Annotated in this window: 16 protein-coding genes; 1 reads left to right on the forward strand and 15 read right to left on the reverse strand. The window is 32.5% G+C overall.

Annotated elements, in window-relative coordinates:
• The first annotated feature begins 101 nt into the window (after nucleotides 1-101).
• On the forward strand, nucleotides 102-872 hold the full coding sequence (locus tag ACJ5H0_RS13995; RefSeq protein ID WP_411249959.1) for a class I SAM-dependent methyltransferase: 771 nt from the start codon (nucleotides 102-104) through the stop codon (nucleotides 870-872).
• A 67-nt stretch (nucleotides 873-939) separates the two neighbouring features.
• On the opposite strand, the gene ACJ5H0_RS14000 is transcribed toward ACJ5H0_RS13995, so the two are convergent.
• The 15 genes from ACJ5H0_RS14000 to ACJ5H0_RS14070 form a co-directional block, all read right to left on the reverse strand.
• Nucleotides 940-1,878 (reverse strand): glycosyltransferase family 2 protein, encoded by a 939-nt coding sequence (locus ACJ5H0_RS14000; RefSeq protein WP_411249960.1) that lies wholly within the window; start codon nucleotides 1,876-1,878, stop codon nucleotides 940-942.
• A gap of 47 nt (nucleotides 1,879-1,925) precedes the next feature.
• Entirely contained in the window at nucleotides 1,926-2,867 is a 942-nt protein-coding gene (locus ACJ5H0_RS14005) for a glycosyltransferase family 2 protein (RefSeq protein ID WP_411249961.1), read from the reverse strand.
• A gap of 5 nt (nucleotides 2,868-2,872) precedes the next feature.
• The gene (locus tag ACJ5H0_RS14010; RefSeq protein WP_411249962.1) at nucleotides 2,873-3,811 is read right to left on the reverse strand and encodes a glycosyltransferase family 2 protein; all 939 of its coding nucleotides are present in this window, start codon (nucleotides 3,809-3,811) and stop codon (nucleotides 2,873-2,875) included.
• Nucleotides 3,808-5,604, reverse strand: coding sequence for an asparagine synthase (glutamine-hydrolyzing) (gene asnB / locus ACJ5H0_RS14015; RefSeq protein ID WP_411249963.1), 1,797 nt, complete (start codon nucleotides 5,602-5,604; stop codon nucleotides 3,808-3,810). The genes ACJ5H0_RS14010 and asnB overlap by 4 nt, the downstream gene beginning before the upstream one ends.
• Nucleotides 5,605-5,660: 56 nt before the next feature.
• A complete protein-coding gene (locus ACJ5H0_RS14020; RefSeq protein WP_411249964.1) occupies nucleotides 5,661-6,587 on the reverse strand; it encodes a glycosyltransferase family 2 protein in 927 nt (308 codons plus the stop codon).
• Between the two features lie 12 nt (nucleotides 6,588-6,599).
• A complete protein-coding gene (locus ACJ5H0_RS14025; RefSeq protein WP_411249965.1) occupies nucleotides 6,600-7,268 on the reverse strand; it encodes an NAD-dependent epimerase/dehydratase family protein in 669 nt (222 codons plus the stop codon).
• 32 nt (nucleotides 7,269-7,300) lie between these two features.
• A complete protein-coding gene (locus ACJ5H0_RS14030) occupies nucleotides 7,301-8,167 on the reverse strand; it encodes a glycosyltransferase (RefSeq protein ID WP_411249966.1) in 867 nt (288 codons plus the stop codon).
• A gap of 18 nt (nucleotides 8,168-8,185) precedes the next feature.
• A complete protein-coding gene (locus ACJ5H0_RS14035) occupies nucleotides 8,186-8,746 on the reverse strand; it encodes a glycosyltransferase (RefSeq protein ID WP_411250357.1) in 561 nt (186 codons plus the stop codon).
• Nucleotides 8,739-9,371, reverse strand: a complete 633-nt coding sequence (locus ACJ5H0_RS14040) for a glycosyltransferase (RefSeq protein ID WP_411249967.1) — start codon at nucleotides 9,369-9,371, stop codon at nucleotides 8,739-8,741. Before ACJ5H0_RS14040 ends, ACJ5H0_RS14035 begins: the two co-directional genes overlap by 8 nt.
• Nucleotides 9,372-9,779 carry an acyltransferase gene (locus ACJ5H0_RS14045; RefSeq protein ID WP_411249968.1) on the reverse strand — a complete coding sequence of 136 codons (408 nt, stop codon included), beginning with the start codon at nucleotides 9,777-9,779 and terminating at the stop codon, nucleotides 9,372-9,374.
• 289 nt (nucleotides 9,780-10,068) lie between these two features.
• Entirely contained in the window at nucleotides 10,069-10,869 is an 801-nt protein-coding gene (locus ACJ5H0_RS14050) for a glycosyltransferase family 2 protein (RefSeq protein ID WP_411249969.1), read from the reverse strand.
• Nucleotides 10,869-11,969 (reverse strand): DegT/DnrJ/EryC1/StrS family aminotransferase, encoded by a 1,101-nt coding sequence (locus ACJ5H0_RS14055; protein WP_411249970.1) that lies wholly within the window; start codon nucleotides 11,967-11,969, stop codon nucleotides 10,869-10,871. The genes ACJ5H0_RS14050 and ACJ5H0_RS14055 overlap by 1 nt, the downstream gene beginning before the upstream one ends.
• Before the next feature lie 6 nt (nucleotides 11,970-11,975).
• Complete coding sequence (locus tag ACJ5H0_RS14060; RefSeq protein WP_411249971.1) at nucleotides 11,976-12,917, reverse strand: GNAT family N-acetyltransferase; 942 nt, start codon at nucleotides 12,915-12,917, stop codon at nucleotides 11,976-11,978.
• Nucleotides 12,918-13,781 carry a GNAT family N-acetyltransferase gene (locus ACJ5H0_RS14065; RefSeq protein WP_411249972.1) on the reverse strand — a complete coding sequence of 288 codons (864 nt, stop codon included), beginning with the start codon at nucleotides 13,779-13,781 and terminating at the stop codon, nucleotides 12,918-12,920. It lies immediately after the preceding gene.
• Between the two features lie 6 nt (nucleotides 13,782-13,787).
• Nucleotides 13,788-15,041: an ABC transporter ATP-binding protein gene (locus ACJ5H0_RS14070; RefSeq protein WP_411249973.1), complete on the reverse strand. Its 1,254-nt coding sequence runs from the start codon at nucleotides 15,039-15,041 to the stop codon at nucleotides 13,788-13,790.
• Between the last annotated feature and the right edge of the window lie 9 nt (nucleotides 15,042-15,050).

The following is a 15,050-nucleotide window of genomic DNA, read 5'->3' on the forward strand; positions in this document are numbered from 1 at the left end:
CAAGTACCTTACACTAATTTTTATCATTTGAGTACTAAAATTGATTTTAGTTTAAACAAATGTAACTAAAAAAAAAATATATTTTTGTGTAAAGTAACACGATGAGAGAATTAAAAAGAGTTTTTACAACATTTGTAGCCTATCTTAAAAGGCCGGATCTCTATCCTGAACTGGGTAGGAAAATTTTAAAAAATACAGTTAACCGAAATAATGCGTTTAAAGGAAAGGAAAAAACAAATTTTTGGGCAAGATCAAAAGCAATTTCCCAGAGAGATGCTATAACAAAGCTTTTTGGCGTAAATACATTTTCATTTGAATCCAGTTATCGTGAAATTTTAGATTATGCTATACAACGAGAGAAGGAATGTCCAATTAAAATGGGAGGACCCGGAGCCTTAGAACTTATTTATTATGCATGTGAATTTTCGCAGGCAAAAAATGTAGTAGAAACAGGAGTGGCCTATGGATGGTCCTCATTGGCATCATTGCTTTCTCTGGAAAAAAGAAATGGAACCTTGTATAGTTCCGATATGCCTTATCTGGGACAAAATGGAGATCAATATGTTGGATATGTAGTTCCTGAAAATCTTAAAAGAAACTGGAAACTATTCCGTTTTGCAGATAAAGAATCTTTGCCGAAAATTTTTGTCGAGAATAAAATTTTTGATGTTATCCATTACGATTCAGACAAGAGTTATAACGGGATGTCATGGGCTTATAATGAGCTCTATTCCCATTTAAGGAGTGGAGGAGTGTTTATTAGTGATGATATCGGTGATAATTCAGCCTATCAGGATTTCTGTGAAAAAAATCATATTGAAACGACCATCATTGAAATGGATAATAAGTTTGTAGGAATTTTTATCAAGTAAATTATATCAGAACAATAGTATAGATTATTTTCTTATAGTAATGAAATTTTGATATATTAAAAAGATACTAAAGTAAATACTTTCTAAAGTTAATATTATACAATCCAGATTTAATGCTTCGAAAATCTGTAAACAAATATTTTGTGATCATCCCCCATTTTCTGGGAACAGAAGCTTCTGCAATCTGGTAACTTCGGAGAGTCCTTTCAATATGTTTCTTTATATCATTTGAAATCAAATTTTCATGCTGTGCCCAATTATTGACTTCTCTCCAGAGCATAATTCTGGTGGATGAAGGTTTTATTTTACCAACGTCTACCTGTGTAATTCTGTTATTTTCATGAACTCCTCTTACTGCAACTGCAGTATTCAATAGCCCAGAATAAAGGCGGAGATAGAACGATAGTCTGAAGATGAATTCAGTATCCTGGTGAAGTCTTAATTGAGTTTTGAAGAATTGTCCCACTTTTGATAAAGCACTTTTCCTTATTGTTAATCCATCCAGACTAAAAAGGCCAAAACTTCCTTTCATATTAAGAAGGCCGGGAAATACATCTTGAGGATTATGTTTTTTATAAACAGTGGTCAGGCGGTCTTCAAAAATTTTATAGTATTGTTCCTTAGCTTTTTCCGAATAATAGTGTACTCCAATTGCCCCATATACCCCCTCAACATCAGGATTTTGAAAAAGCTCTTTTTCTGCATCAAAACGATTGGGTAAGTAATAATCGTCTGCATCTAAAAAAGCGATAAAATCACCTGTGGCATTTTGGATTCCCAGGTTTCTAGATGCTCCGGCACCATGATTTTGTTTATCAGGGTGCTGATATAATTTTACTCTGTCATGCTCTTCCATAAGTCTTTGACAAACGATCAATGCATTATCCGGAGATTTATCTTCCACAAGAATTACTTCAAACACTTCTTCAAACTGAAGAGCTGATTGCACAGCTTGGGAGATGTAATTCTCTGCATTGTAAACAGGTATAATGACAGATATTTTCATTATGATCAATTAATTTAAACAGGCAAACGATATAATATTATACAAGATTACGAAATTAATGAATATCTGAAGTTAATATTATATAATCCAGACTTTATACTTTCATAATCTGTCACTAAATATTTGATTATCATACCCCATTTTTTTAGTTTAGGGGCATTAGCAATTTCAAAACTGCGCTGCATTCTCTTGATATGAATTTTAATATCATCAGATATGGTTGCTTCATCTTTTGCCCACTTATAAGTTTCATTCCAGAGAATAGTCCTTGAAATTGCAGGCTTGGTTTTATTGGAATCTACTTTAGTAATTCTGTTACTTTCGTGTACTCCTCTCATTGCTATTGCCTGGTCAATAATTCCGGGATAGAGTTCAAGATAATAAGACAAACGAAATAAGAATTCCGTGTCTTCGTGAAGCTTCATCGGTTTAAATAATGGATTTAGTTTTCTTATCATCGAAGCTTTTCTGATGGTCAGCCCATCCAAACTGAAGAGTCCAAAACTTCCAAGTTTATGGATTAATCCGGGAAAAACATCTTTTGGGCTATGTTTTTTATATACGGTGGTAAGTGAGTCTTTGAAAAGCTTATAATACTGTTCTTTTGCTTTTTCCGAATAATAATGAACGCCGATTGCACCATAAACTCCTTCTACTTCAGGATTTATAAAAAGCTTTTTTTCCGCTTCAAAACGATTGGGGAGATAATAATCATCAGCATCTAAAAAGGCGATAAAGTCTCCAGTAGATTTTTCTATCCCAAGATTTCTACTGGGGCCGGCTCCATGGTTTTTTTTATCCGGATGTTGGTGTAATTTAACTTTATCATGCTTTGAGGTTAATTCCTTACAAACTTCTAAAGAAGAATCCGGTGATGCATCTTCTACTAAAATCACCTCGAATACTTCATCATGCACTATTGCTGACTCCACTGCCTGAGAAACATACTTTTCAGCGTTATATACAGGAATAATTACTGAGATTTTCATTTCATCTATTTTTGATAGTTAAATCGATATTGTGTTTTTAATATATTGGGGTTTTTAATTGCTTCAATAAAGATATTATAATATTTTATGAGTCCGGTTTTTTGTGATAAATCAAAGGATTTATACTTTAAATAAATTTTTTCTTTGGATCCAGAGGGAATATTTTGTTGCTCAGCCCAATCATATAATGATTTCCAGAAAAGAAGTTGCCTTTGATTGTATTGAGGAGAATATTTAATAATTTTAGTGATTCTGTTGTCATCATGTATGCCTCGAATGGCGACAGGTTTATCTATAATCCCGGACTTTAAGTAACAATGATAAGTCAGTTTAATTATAAAATCCGAATCCTGGTGAACCCTTAGAAGTTCATTGAACCTGAGGTTATGTGTGTCGATAGAATGTCTTCTTATAGTGAGTGCATTTAAGTGAAAAAACGTACCGAAAGTTTTAGGTGTTAATCCAAGAAGTCCTTTAAAAACTTCCATGCCTTCTGCGGGATAATTTACTTTGGTAAGAAAGGTATCATTAAACTTAGACTGAAATTCCTCTCTCCCTTTTTCGGTTAGATATTCTATACCAATAGCACCAAAGATCCCCTCTATTTTAGGATCTTTAAATATTTCTTTTTCGGCATCGAAACGATTGGGTAAATAATAATCGTCTGCATCTAAAAATGAGATAAAGTCTCCTGTGGATTTTTGCATCCCGAGATTTCTCGAGGCAGCAGCACCATGATTTTCTTTATCAGGATGTTGAAGAAGGATGATTTTGTTGTTTTCACTAGCTAATTTTTTACAGATTTGCAGTGAATTGTCAATTGATTTGTCTTCGACTAAAATAACTTCTTTTACTTCTTCAAATTGTAATGCTGACTGAACTGATTTTTCTAAAAACTCAGCTGCATTATATACAGGAATAATTACTGAGATTTCAAGCATCATAATATAGATTTATTGTTATAAGCCCATAAAGCAAGCTGTAATAAATTCCAATGTTTATGATCGTTATTCAGAAATTTTTGAGCATTATCAAAATCAATATAGTCAAAGATTTTCTGATTAGGATCTTTGAGCAGGTCGTTGGAAAGGTTAATGAGTGACTCTTCTTCAAACCATGCCTTAATGCTCATTCCAAATCCTTGCTTATGCCGTTTTCTTATAGTCTCAGTCCAATACGACCCCATAGCTTCACGGAGTATGATTTTATCGTTATCACCTTTTAATTTCAATTGTTCCGGAAGTTGGATGCAAAATTCAGCAAAATCCATATCGAGAAAAGGGGTTCTAACTTCCAGCGAATTAGCCATTGCCATCCTATCGGATTTCATCATCATATTGCCAGGTACATAATTTTCAAGATCGACCCTCATAATATCATTCAGAGAATCAGGGTCAGGAATAAAGCTATAAGGTTGGTGATAATCTGTTGAAATTCCCAAAAGCTTTTGTTCATTTTTATTAAATGCATTTCTTACGGAGTTCTGATGAAAATCCAAAACAGAAGAATATTGCAGATTCTTTTGGGTAACAAAAGAAGTCTTTCTAAAATTCTGATAAAGCTTTAATCCAAATTTTGCGATGATGTTTTTATAGCTAAAATGATTTCTTAGTTGATCTTCAACTTTATAAAAATGGTATCCTCCGAATAATTCATCACCAACATCTCCTGATAGAACAACGGTGAGATTCTTTCTTGCGTTCTTACAGATTTCATAATGTGGGAGATAAGAAATATCAGCAAAGGGCTCATCCAGAAAGGGTGAAACTTTTAAAAGTGACGCTGCTATATCCTGTTTTTTTTCATGAACTTCAATGTGATTGGTGTTGTACTTTTCAGCAATCTCTTTTGCGTATTTCAGCTCGCTATCTTTATGATCATAGCCAAAACTAATAGTAGTTTGTTTAGGTAAAAATTCATTAACTAATGCAACAATAGAGGAAGAGTCGAGTCCTCCACTTAGAAAGCTTCCCACTTCCACATCTGCAATAAGCTGTTTTTCAACCGCATTTTTTAAAAGATATAAAAATTCTTCTTTAGCATCAGATAAGCCTATAACTCTATCTTTCGCAGGTAAATTATAATAGCGTGAAACTTCAATTTTTCCATCCTTCCAGATGAGCTGATGGGCTGGAGGAAGTGCAAAGATATTAGAGTAAATACTTTGATATGTGTTTACATATCCATTCTGGAGATAGTGTCCTAATGCATCAGGATTTACCTTAGGCTGTATAAGTCCGGAAGCAAGGATTGCTTTGATTTCTGAGGCAAAAATAAATTCATTGTTATGTCCAATAGCATAAAAGAAAGGTTTTTCTCCAAAACGATCACGGGCGCAAAACAACTGTTGCTTTTGTTCATCCCAAATAGCAAATGCAAACATTCCGGGAAGATCATGAATGAGGTTTTCCTGCTTCCTTTGATACATGGCTAAAATCACCTCGGTATCAGAACTTCCATGGTATGGATACTCGGCATACCTTTTTTTGATGTCAAGATAACCGTAAATTTCACCATTCAGAACGATGCATTCGTTTTTTGTGTTGGAGTACATGGGTTGTATTCCATTTTCAGATAAATCGATGATTGATAATCTGCGATGTCCCAAAGCAATATGATCATAAAATTCATAATGGGAAGAATCCGGGCCACGATGCGCAATTGCATCAGTCATTTTTTTGATTTCTTCTGTATAATTTCTGGCATTATTGCTGATAATTCCTGCTATTCCACACATTTGTTTTGTTTTTTCATCACCATTTTGTTAAAAAAATTCCATCTCTTGGGACTAATTTACGAAAGATTGAGAAAAGAAGGACCTTCCTGTTTTACCTTATTTCGAATATCAATAAGTATTTTTTCCTCTTGGGATATTTTTTTATATCGGTGAGATAATTTTTTATATTCGGTTCTGTTCCCTAGTAAAAGGTTTTTGAAAATACTCTGTTTCAGCGATTTTTTCTCAAGCTGTAAGGCGTTGGGTAAGTTTGGATTTATAATATTTGTTTCAATACGCAGATCTTTATACTTATTGTAATCAATCTTATTCAGTAACTGTACTCCATCATGTACTGCCTTACTAGAGGGTACGAGGATGATCTTTTTTTTATGAAAATGAACCCGATTTACATATTCATTATCTTCGCCATAGTGGAAAAAATAAGGATTAAATCCGCCAACTGTTTCTATCGTTTGCTTCGGTAGAAGCCAATGTGCTGCGTTAATAAAATTGATTTCGTAGAAAGGTTTTATTGTTTGAAAATAAAGATCAGAGATTAATCTCGTCTTATCACAGTTCTGAGCTATATATTTATCTAAAAAAATATCCAGGTATTTTTCTGATCCGTCTACCTGCATTGGGCTTATAATTCCAATGTCATTTTGATCGGGATGGGTATTGTAGACTTGCAGGAGGTTCTTTATACTATCCGGATATAACCATGCATCCTGATTCATTAAATAAAAGAAATCTGCACCATCCTTATATGCTTTCTCAATTCCTATGTTATTAGCTTTTCCAAATCCTAAGTTTTCTGGGGACTGAATAAATTGTATTTCAGGAAATTTTTCTTGTATATATTCCTGTGTGCAATCAGTAGATCCATTATCAATAACAATGCACTGTACAGGGACAGAAGATTCTCTTAGACTTGTAAAGCATCTTTCTGCCCATTTCATGGCATTGTAGGTAACAATAATAAAATAAATCTTAGGTATCACTGTTTTTATATTTTAAATATACTTTTGAGCTAAATTGTTTAAATAGACATCAGGTTTTACTCCTGAGAAAAAAGCATCCGTATTTTGGTCAAAAGTTACTTTATAAAAATCTCCTTCTTCGACCTCATCATAGTAAGCTTCCTGTTGTATCTGATCCTGAATAGCATTGATAATCTCTCTTAAGTTATAATAATAAGGAAATGCAAAGTTGATTGTTTCGTTTTTTACAGATCTGCATGTCGTATCAAGAAAGCCTGAAATATCATCAATATCTAATAACAATCTTCTGGCATTACGATGAACTGTAAATCTACTGTTATCTTTAATTTTTGTTTTGAGAAAGTTGAAAAGAGTATTGGGATTACCTCCTTTTCCTACAATGTTTCCAATTCTTAAGATAAGATAATTATCAGATTTATTCTTAATGTAATTTTCCATTGCTAGCTTATGTAGTACATAATTGCTGTTCTGCTTTGATTGATCATGTACACTTAGAGTGGAAAAATATACCAATTTCTTTTCTTTATTATTTAGAAGGGCATTGCTTAAAAGATCAAATTCTCTTTTAAATTCGGTTTCTTTAGTTTCAAGGGAGTTGGACACACCGGAAGCAAAATAAAGAACGTCTTCAGTATCTATATTTTTTAATGAATTAGCAATAAGCCCGTTTCCTATAATCATATTGTGTCTTATGTTATTTTAGGTGAATATAATTAATTTGTTTTTAATTTTTTGTTGATTTGAGATTTGTACCTTATATAGTTAAAATATTTTTTAATAAAAAAACAATGTTGTTTGTAGTTAAAATATTTATATGGGTAAAACTTTAGTGTAAATAAAAGGCTTTTTATTGTAATAGGATAATACTCAAAATATTTATACAAAAAACCGGAGAAAATTTTTTCTTCTGTTTTATGATCAATCCGCTTTTGAAAGTCTGATCCGAGTTGTGATCTAATTCTGATATTTGCATCAAGCCATTTCTTTTCAAGATTTCCCATTGAAAAATGTTGAACAAGTATGTCATCAACTACGTAATTCTGAAGTTTTTTTGAAACTCTTAAAGTGAAGTCCAGATCGTAGCCATGAAATCCTTTTATATCTGAATTAAATTTATAATTAATAAAGTTTTCTTTTTTAATGCCAAGGAAAACACCATCTACAGCGTATACAGGATTCATATCCTGAGGGACTCTTTTAATTAAAAATGATTCAGTATTGTTCTTGTTTCCTTGTAAAATATTGATAAAATTGTATTCTTCAGAAACCGTCCAGCTGGAAGGAGCAACCGGAACATAGGAAGAGCCGGCAAGTCCTATAACGCCTGTTCCTGATACATTGAGATGAGAAATTAACTTTAGACCCCATTCGGTTATTTGAAAGAGGATATCTTCATGGATAAAAAGAAGGTAATCATATTTTGCTTTCTCCGCCCCGTTATTATAAGCCTCGCAAATTCCCATAATCCCGGGATTATCTATTTTAATAATTTCATATGGAACACCAATCGTATCTGCAATATTTCTTTCCAGTGCAGAGAAATAAAGAGGGAGATATGAAGATATGATAATCGAAATCATAGGACTGATTCTTAAATTTTAATTCAGGAGATTGTCCATGGTCTGAAAAATATCTGTAGTCAGTTTTTTCTCGGAATATTCCTGTTCCAATTTATCTTGGATTTTATTTCCGTAATTTTCTCTGAGATGCTGATCCTGCAATAATTTAACAATTTCCGATGCCATTGTATCAAGGTCTAGATAAGGTGTAAGAACACCAAACCCTCCTTCAAGAAACTCTACTGCACCGCCACTTTGCTCGAATGCAACAATAGGTTTCTTAAGCTTTGCAGCGGTAAGCATGACCAAAGGGAATGGATCTTCTCTTGATAGTAAAAGAAAGATGTCAAAAATGTTGATATAATCATTAGGAAATTTGTTATGATCCACGTATATAATCTTGTCGTCCACTCCCAGTTTCTCAGCATCAAGTTTAGAACATTTTACAGGACCGATTTTAGAAGAACCTCCAAGGTTGATGAATTTGAATTTAATGTTTGTACGATCTGCAATCTTTTTTACTAAAAGAGGTACAAGATCTGTTCCTTTTCTTAATTCCTGAGAACTGGCAATACCAATGACTAATTCTTCATCATTTATGTTGAGCTCTTTTTTTTAAGACAGTTTTATCCTTTTGAATTTTAATTTTCTCGTCAACAAAAGAATGAATAACTTTTATTTTATTTTCATCAACATTATATCTTTTTATCAAATTGTCAGCAACTGCCTTAGAGCCTGCAATAATAGTAGAAACGTTAGAGAAATTTTCAAAAATAAATTCTTTTGAATAAGAACTTTCCACCCCAAAGGCTAATTCATGAATGGCAACAATGGTAGGAATATTTCTTTTATAAAAAGGAATTGTCCAGATGAAGGTTTCTGCAGTATTGGCATACACCAGATCATAATTATTTAAAAAAAGCCTGCCGGTTATTTTTTCAATTTGCTCTTCTTTCGTTTCAGATTTTGGAAAAAAGGTTGCCTGAAATTTTTTGAAGTTTCTGTTAATAAATGAAAAAGATTGATTATAATAGGTAGCTACTATAATTTTATTATCAGATATTTTAGCAAAATCTTCATAAAGCTGCCCTGCTCGGAGCAACAATATATCAATACTAAAATTCTTTCTTTCTTGTTTTAATTTTTTTAATACACTCAATAGTAGGATAGGGGCACCAGATAATGATGCTTCGTGGGAAATAACTAATATTTTTTTTTGTTTCACTCATTTTTGTAGAGATTCAAAGATTAAATTTTGACCATTTTTTATAATGGTATTGGGAGGAATTGACTTGTGAATTACACATCCAGCCCCAATAACACAATTGTCACCGATATTTACTCCCTTTAGTATAACAGTATTGCTTCCAATCCAACAATTTTTGCCAATTACAATAGGAGATGTTTTAAAGTCTGTTTTATCAATGGAAAATTCCGGATTAAAACCATATTTGTGATTGTGATCATACAATTTTACACCTTCTCCAAATATGGAATTATCACCAATTAAAATATTATCAAGACAATTAATAGAAGAATAATTATTAAAAAATACATTGTTACCAATCGTCAAAGAAGCACCTGGAAGCACAGAAATACTACAGTAATCTCTTACAAAAAAAAAATTCCCCAATTGTTATCTTACCAAAATCTCCCTCATTACCTTTAAAAATGTTGATATCCTGTGGAGCAAAGGTGTGATGAATATTAATATTGGTTTTCAAACTAAATGTCCGCCAAAGCTTTTTCTTTCTTTGTACCTCTAGCTGAGTGATCCAAGATGTGGCCTTTCTATCAATGTATTTTTTTAGTCTCAGGAACATTAGAAAAATTTATATTTTAAATGATATAGTTTAACCGGTAAGCGGTATCTCAAACAAAAATTCAGCCAAGGTTCTTTTCCTTTATATCTATCATATTTTTCAAAGGTTTTTTTTTAGCTCCTCTTTACTTTTTGAAGTGAGATAAATTTTTTTAATACTGTTATTAAGTTCCACTTTGTTTTCCAATTCGGTATCATACTGCAACCTTAATAAAATTTCTTCAACAAAGACTATTCTTGATTTTAGAGTAGAAATATTTTCGTCATGTTTGCGGTAATAGGCTAAATGTTCAGGAATAAAGATGAAAAAATATTTCTGGTTTATTTTTAACCATTTATCATAATCCTCTAAAAGAATATCTTTATTATAAGATCCAGTTTCAATAAGTGCTTTAGTTTTGATAAGTGCACTTACCGCAGGAACAAAATTTCTTGTCTTTTCAAGCTTCCTAAATTGGTGTTCATCCTTATAGAAATCAAAATTGCCATAATATTCTACTAAACTTTCATCTTTTTCTACAATGTATGCTGAGGTAAAAGCAACAGCAAAGCTATTATCTTTCGTTTCTAAGATCTTTACACATTTTTCTAAAAAATCAGGATGAAGGAAATCATCTGCTGCAATAAGTTTTATATATTTTCCTCTTGCAAGCTGAACACATTCATTTAGCATTGTTGCTAACCCTGTATTTTTTGTGTGGAAGTTTTTCTCTGCAGGATAGTTATTGTTAACCAACCAATTTTCAAATACTTCCACAGAGTTATCCGGTGAAGCATCATCTCCTACAATAAGTTGAATGTTTTTATAGGTTTGATTTTTGATGCTATTTAGACACTCTTCTATATAACCACTATGATTATATGAAACAACGACAACAGTTACTAGTGGAAAATCTGTCATTAGTATTCATTTAAAGCTTTGATAATAGTTTCTATTTCTATTTCTTCAAGAACAGAAGAAATGGGTAAGCTCAATACTTCTTTATGTATTTTTTCACTTATAGGAAATGTAAGGTTATTCATTTCTTTGTACGCTTTCTGCTGATGAGGTGGAATAGGATAGTGTATGATTGTATGAATGCCTTTATTATGAAGGTATTGTTGCAGTTCGTCCCGATTTTCTGTCCGTATTACAAATACATGCCATACATGCTCTTTTTCTTCTGATGGATTTTCAGGAAGAATAATTTTGGGATTTGTTATTCCAAGAATAAATTTATTTGCAATATTTCTACGGGCTTCATTTTCTTGATCGATATATTTTAATTTTACATCAAGAACTGCTGCTTGAATTTCATCTAACCTGGAGTTGAGACCTTTGTAAATATTAATGTATTTTTCCTTTGATCCATAATTTCCTAACGCTTTGATCGTTTCAAATAATACTTTATCATTCGTAGTGACAGCACCAGCATCTCCAATGGCTCCCAGATTTTTCCCTGGATAGAAACTAAATCCAGCTGCATCACCAAGATTTCCTGACTTAATATTTTTCCACTCCGCACCAATTGCCTGAGCGTTATCTTCTATTATCTTTAAGTGATATTTTTGTGATATTTTCTTTAATTCTTCTGAAAAAATAACTCTACCTTGTAAATGAACAATTAGGATAGCTTTTGTTTTGGATGTTATTTTTTCTTTAATTTTAGAAATATCAATATTGTAAGTATTAATATCAGGTTCTACCAGTACCGGTATCAACCCATTGTCTGAAAGAGCTAAAATTGAAGCGATGTAGGTGTTGGAGGGTACAATAACTTCATCCCCCGGATGCATAAAACCTAATTCAATGTAAGCACGAAAAATAAGACGTAACGCGTCAAGACCATTGGCCGCTCCAATTGCATATTTAGAGCCAATATACTCAGATAAATTTTTTTCAAAATTTTTAAGTTCATCTCCTAATAAATACCAACCACTTCGGAATACTTGTAAAAGTTTGTTTTCAATCTCCTCCTGATACTTGAGGTTTATTTTTTTTAAATCTAAAAAGTTTATCATGCGATTTTAGTTTAAAGTAATTTCATAAAAATCATTGCAGATACCTCTTCCACCATACATTTCTTTTTGATTAATAAGACCTTCGTTTAATAACTTCCCATGGTTTTCAGTAGATATCCCGAAACTGAAATAGGTTCTTCCCTGAAAATATTCTTCAAATAACTTAATGAGAAGATAATCAAGAGCTCCTATTTCTCGCCCTCTTTCAGAATTTGCGAGATATTGCGTGTGTATAACATTTCCGAAATCAAAAATGACAGTTCCGCTTAAAAGTTCTCCATTTTCTCTAACCTCATAAAGTTTTATATTATTGGGAAAACTTTCAGCTAATTGTTGGATCTCATGAAGATTATGAACTGGTTTGGCTCCATGGTTTGAAGCGAGAACATTTGTTAAAAGACTCCAATAGTTATCAAAGGTTTTATTTTCTTTTATTTCAAGTCCTAGCTTCAGGCATTTCTTATATCTTCTGGCAGGAGAATTGGCGAGTGGTAATCTGTTTTGTATTGATAAAACAGATGATATATCTCGCCGGGTAAGTTTTGCATTATTCAAAAATAATGCATACAAATCTTCTTGAGAAGGCTGTTCAGAAAAGATAGAAGGAATAGCTTTATAAGTTATCTTTTTAAAATTATTATTCCTATAATAATTAAGTAAAAGTTGAAAAACCTCTATTACCTCAACAGCTTTAATTTTTTCATAGCTGATTAAGGAGCCATAGGTTAATCCGGCATGTGAAAAGATCTCCTCATTGGCTTCATTTGCAGGAAAGACTGCAATAATCTGATCTTTCTTAGTAAAAATCAATGAATGATCTATAAATCTGTCAGAGTGATAATCCATGTAATTCCGTTCAAAAAAAAACAATCCATTTTTGCTTTCTTTGAGAAACCTATCCCATGAATCTTTCTGAGTATTATTATATCGTGTTATCTGTATATCCATTTATAGTTTTAAAGACATTTTTACATTATCTTTTACAATTGAGTCTATCCGGAATCCGAAATTCTCATAAGCTTTTATCGCTCTGATATTATCCGGGACAACATTTAAATAAATAGTAGTTAGTTTATATTTTTCTTTAGCAGAACGACATATTTCTTCTAAAATAAATTTACTTAATCCTTGTCCCCAATATTGTTTTTCCCCAATATAGCCAAAGTATTCTGCATTTTTTAAGCTTGGATCTATTCTTTTTAAACCTGCAGCGCCAATAATATTGCCATCAAAAGCAACTCCCTTAATATAGTAATTCTCAAGTGTTTCTAGTTGTTCAAACCATTTTTTCTGATCCTCCTTAGTGAAATCAGGTGTGTTTGTTAGTCTCTTAATTTCCGGATCATTAAGCCAGATCCAGGATTTTTCCAGAATATCTTTTGTGTAATCTACTAGTTGCGTACTTGACTTTACTGTATCATACGAAACAAATTCTTCATAACTCCTGAAATAGTCGTTTTCATCGTAAAGCTCAGATGCTAAACATAGTAATACAGCACTATGTGAAAATTTAATATCCCGCCATATTAGCTTCGGAATATAAATGCCTCTTGATGGATTATCCAGAATAAAAGTTTCTTTGTTACCATTTTTATCTTCTACATTAAATTCAATAGTTCCAGATACAGCGAAAATAATTTGTTTTAAGTTTTTATGGGCATGTCCTCCCCTCATGACATCCTGAGGAGTATAATAGGTCCAATATACTCGCTTTACATCGAAGGGGATATTCTTTAGACTCTCTGCAACTGTTATAAAACCAAGAGACGAATTACCGATTTTATTTAAATCAAAATACTGAACCCTATCCATTCTAAACTATTTAATGTGATAATTAAAGTCTGGTCTAATAATTCCAGGTAAGGAGTTAATATTAGTTCCTCGTTTAACATTTTCAATTTCGAACCCAATAATTTCATTAGCAATGTAAAGAGGGATTTTCTGATCCTCGCCAAAAATTAACTTGAAATAATAATTTCCTGCATTAAGAAGATTAGATGGAATATCAAATTCCACGACATATTCTTTTTTCCGTGAACTGTTATTTGCGGCAACGAAAGCCCCGGTGTGAAAAACAACAGCTTCTTCATATGTTCGAAGCTCAAAAGTCGTATCGAGATTGATGTTTTCTTTGAAATTATAAAACCTCAGTCTTATTTTCACACCAGACTCAATATCTAGAAAAGTACCTTTTGCTGGTTGAGCTGAAAATTCTAATATTCTGATGTATTCATTCCCTAAAGCTGTTTCTAATGATCCTTCATGGATATAGCTGCTTTGTCTTTCAGCATTTTTCTGATACTCCGTAATGGTTTGGAGAATGTTTCCTGAATAATCCAAATGGCCCTGGTTTAATAAAATCCCGCTTTTGCATAATTCTTTTATAGCAGTCATATTGTGACTTACAAAAAGAATTGTTCTTCCTTCTCCTTTAGTAACATCACCCATTTTTCCAAGACACTTTTTTTGGAAATCTGCATCACCTACAGCTAATACTTCATCTACAATAAGGATTTCGGATTCAAGATGGGCTGCCACAGCGAAGGCTAAACGTACATACATTCCGGAAGAATATCTTTTTACAGGTGTATCAATATATCTTTCTACTCCGGAAAAGTCGACAATTTCATCAAATTTACGTTTGATCTCTTTGCGAGTCATTCCCAGAATTGCACCATTTAAGAAAACATTCTCCCTTCCCGTCATTTCCGGATGAAATCCTGTACCCACTTCCAATAAAGATGCAATTCTCCCTTGAGTATATATTTTTCCGGTTGTAGGTTTTGTTACTTTACTTAATAGTTTTAGTAAGGTCGATTTTCCGGCTCCGTTTCTTCCAATAATTCCTACGGCATCCCCTTGTTCAACTTCAAAATTAATATCCCTTAAAGACCAAACGTATTCTGAATTACCTTTTGTTGTTCTATCATTGGTATCTCCTATTTTTAAATAGGGATCATCCTTTCCTCTTACCCTGTACCAAAATCTGTTTAGATCATGGCTGAGAGTTCCTGTACCCACTTGTCCTAAGCGGTACTGTTTTGATATGTTTTCAGCTTTTAAAGCCAGCATATTTTTTTT

The organism is Chryseobacterium proteolyticum, assembly GCF_046591535.1.
Classification (GTDB): domain Bacteria; phylum Bacteroidota; class Bacteroidia; order Flavobacteriales; family Weeksellaceae; genus Chryseobacterium; species Chryseobacterium proteolyticum.

Coding starts and splice junctions, on each gene's coding strand:
- ACJ5H0_RS13995 (WP_411249959.1), top strand. CDS start 102: ATGAGAGAATTAAAAAGAGTTTTTACAACATTTGTAGCCTATCTTAAA.
- ACJ5H0_RS14000 (WP_411249960.1), bottom strand. CDS start 1,878: ATGAAAATATCTGTCATTATACCTGTTTACAATGCAGAGAATTACATC.
- ACJ5H0_RS14005 (WP_411249961.1), bottom strand. CDS start 2,867: ATGAAAATCTCAGTAATTATTCCTGTATATAACGCTGAAAAGTATGTT.
- ACJ5H0_RS14010 (WP_411249962.1), bottom strand. CDS start 3,811: ATGATGCTTGAAATCTCAGTAATTATTCCTGTATATAATGCAGCTGAG.
- asnB (WP_411249963.1), bottom strand. CDS start 5,604: ATGTGTGGAATAGCAGGAATTATCAGCAATAATGCCAGAAATTATACA.
- ACJ5H0_RS14025 (WP_411249965.1), bottom strand. CDS start 7,268: ATGATTATAGGAAACGGGCTTATTGCTAATTCATTAAAAAATATAGAT.
- ACJ5H0_RS14030 (WP_411249966.1), bottom strand. CDS start 8,167: ATGATTTCGATTATCATATCTTCATATCTCCCTCTTTATTTCTCTGCA.
- ACJ5H0_RS14050 (WP_411249969.1), bottom strand. CDS start 10,869: ATGACAGATTTTCCACTAGTAACTGTTGTCGTTGTTTCATATAATCAT.
- ACJ5H0_RS14055 (WP_411249970.1), bottom strand. CDS start 11,969: ATGATAAACTTTTTAGATTTAAAAAAAATAAACCTCAAGTATCAGGAG.
- ACJ5H0_RS14060 (WP_411249971.1), bottom strand. CDS start 12,917: ATGGATATACAGATAACACGATATAATAATACTCAGAAAGATTCATGG.
- ACJ5H0_RS14065 (WP_411249972.1), bottom strand. CDS start 13,781: ATGGATAGGGTTCAGTATTTTGATTTAAATAAAATCGGTAATTCGTCT.
- ACJ5H0_RS14070 (WP_411249973.1), bottom strand. CDS start 15,041: ATGCTGGCTTTAAAAGCTGAAAACATATCAAAACAGTACCGCTTAGGA.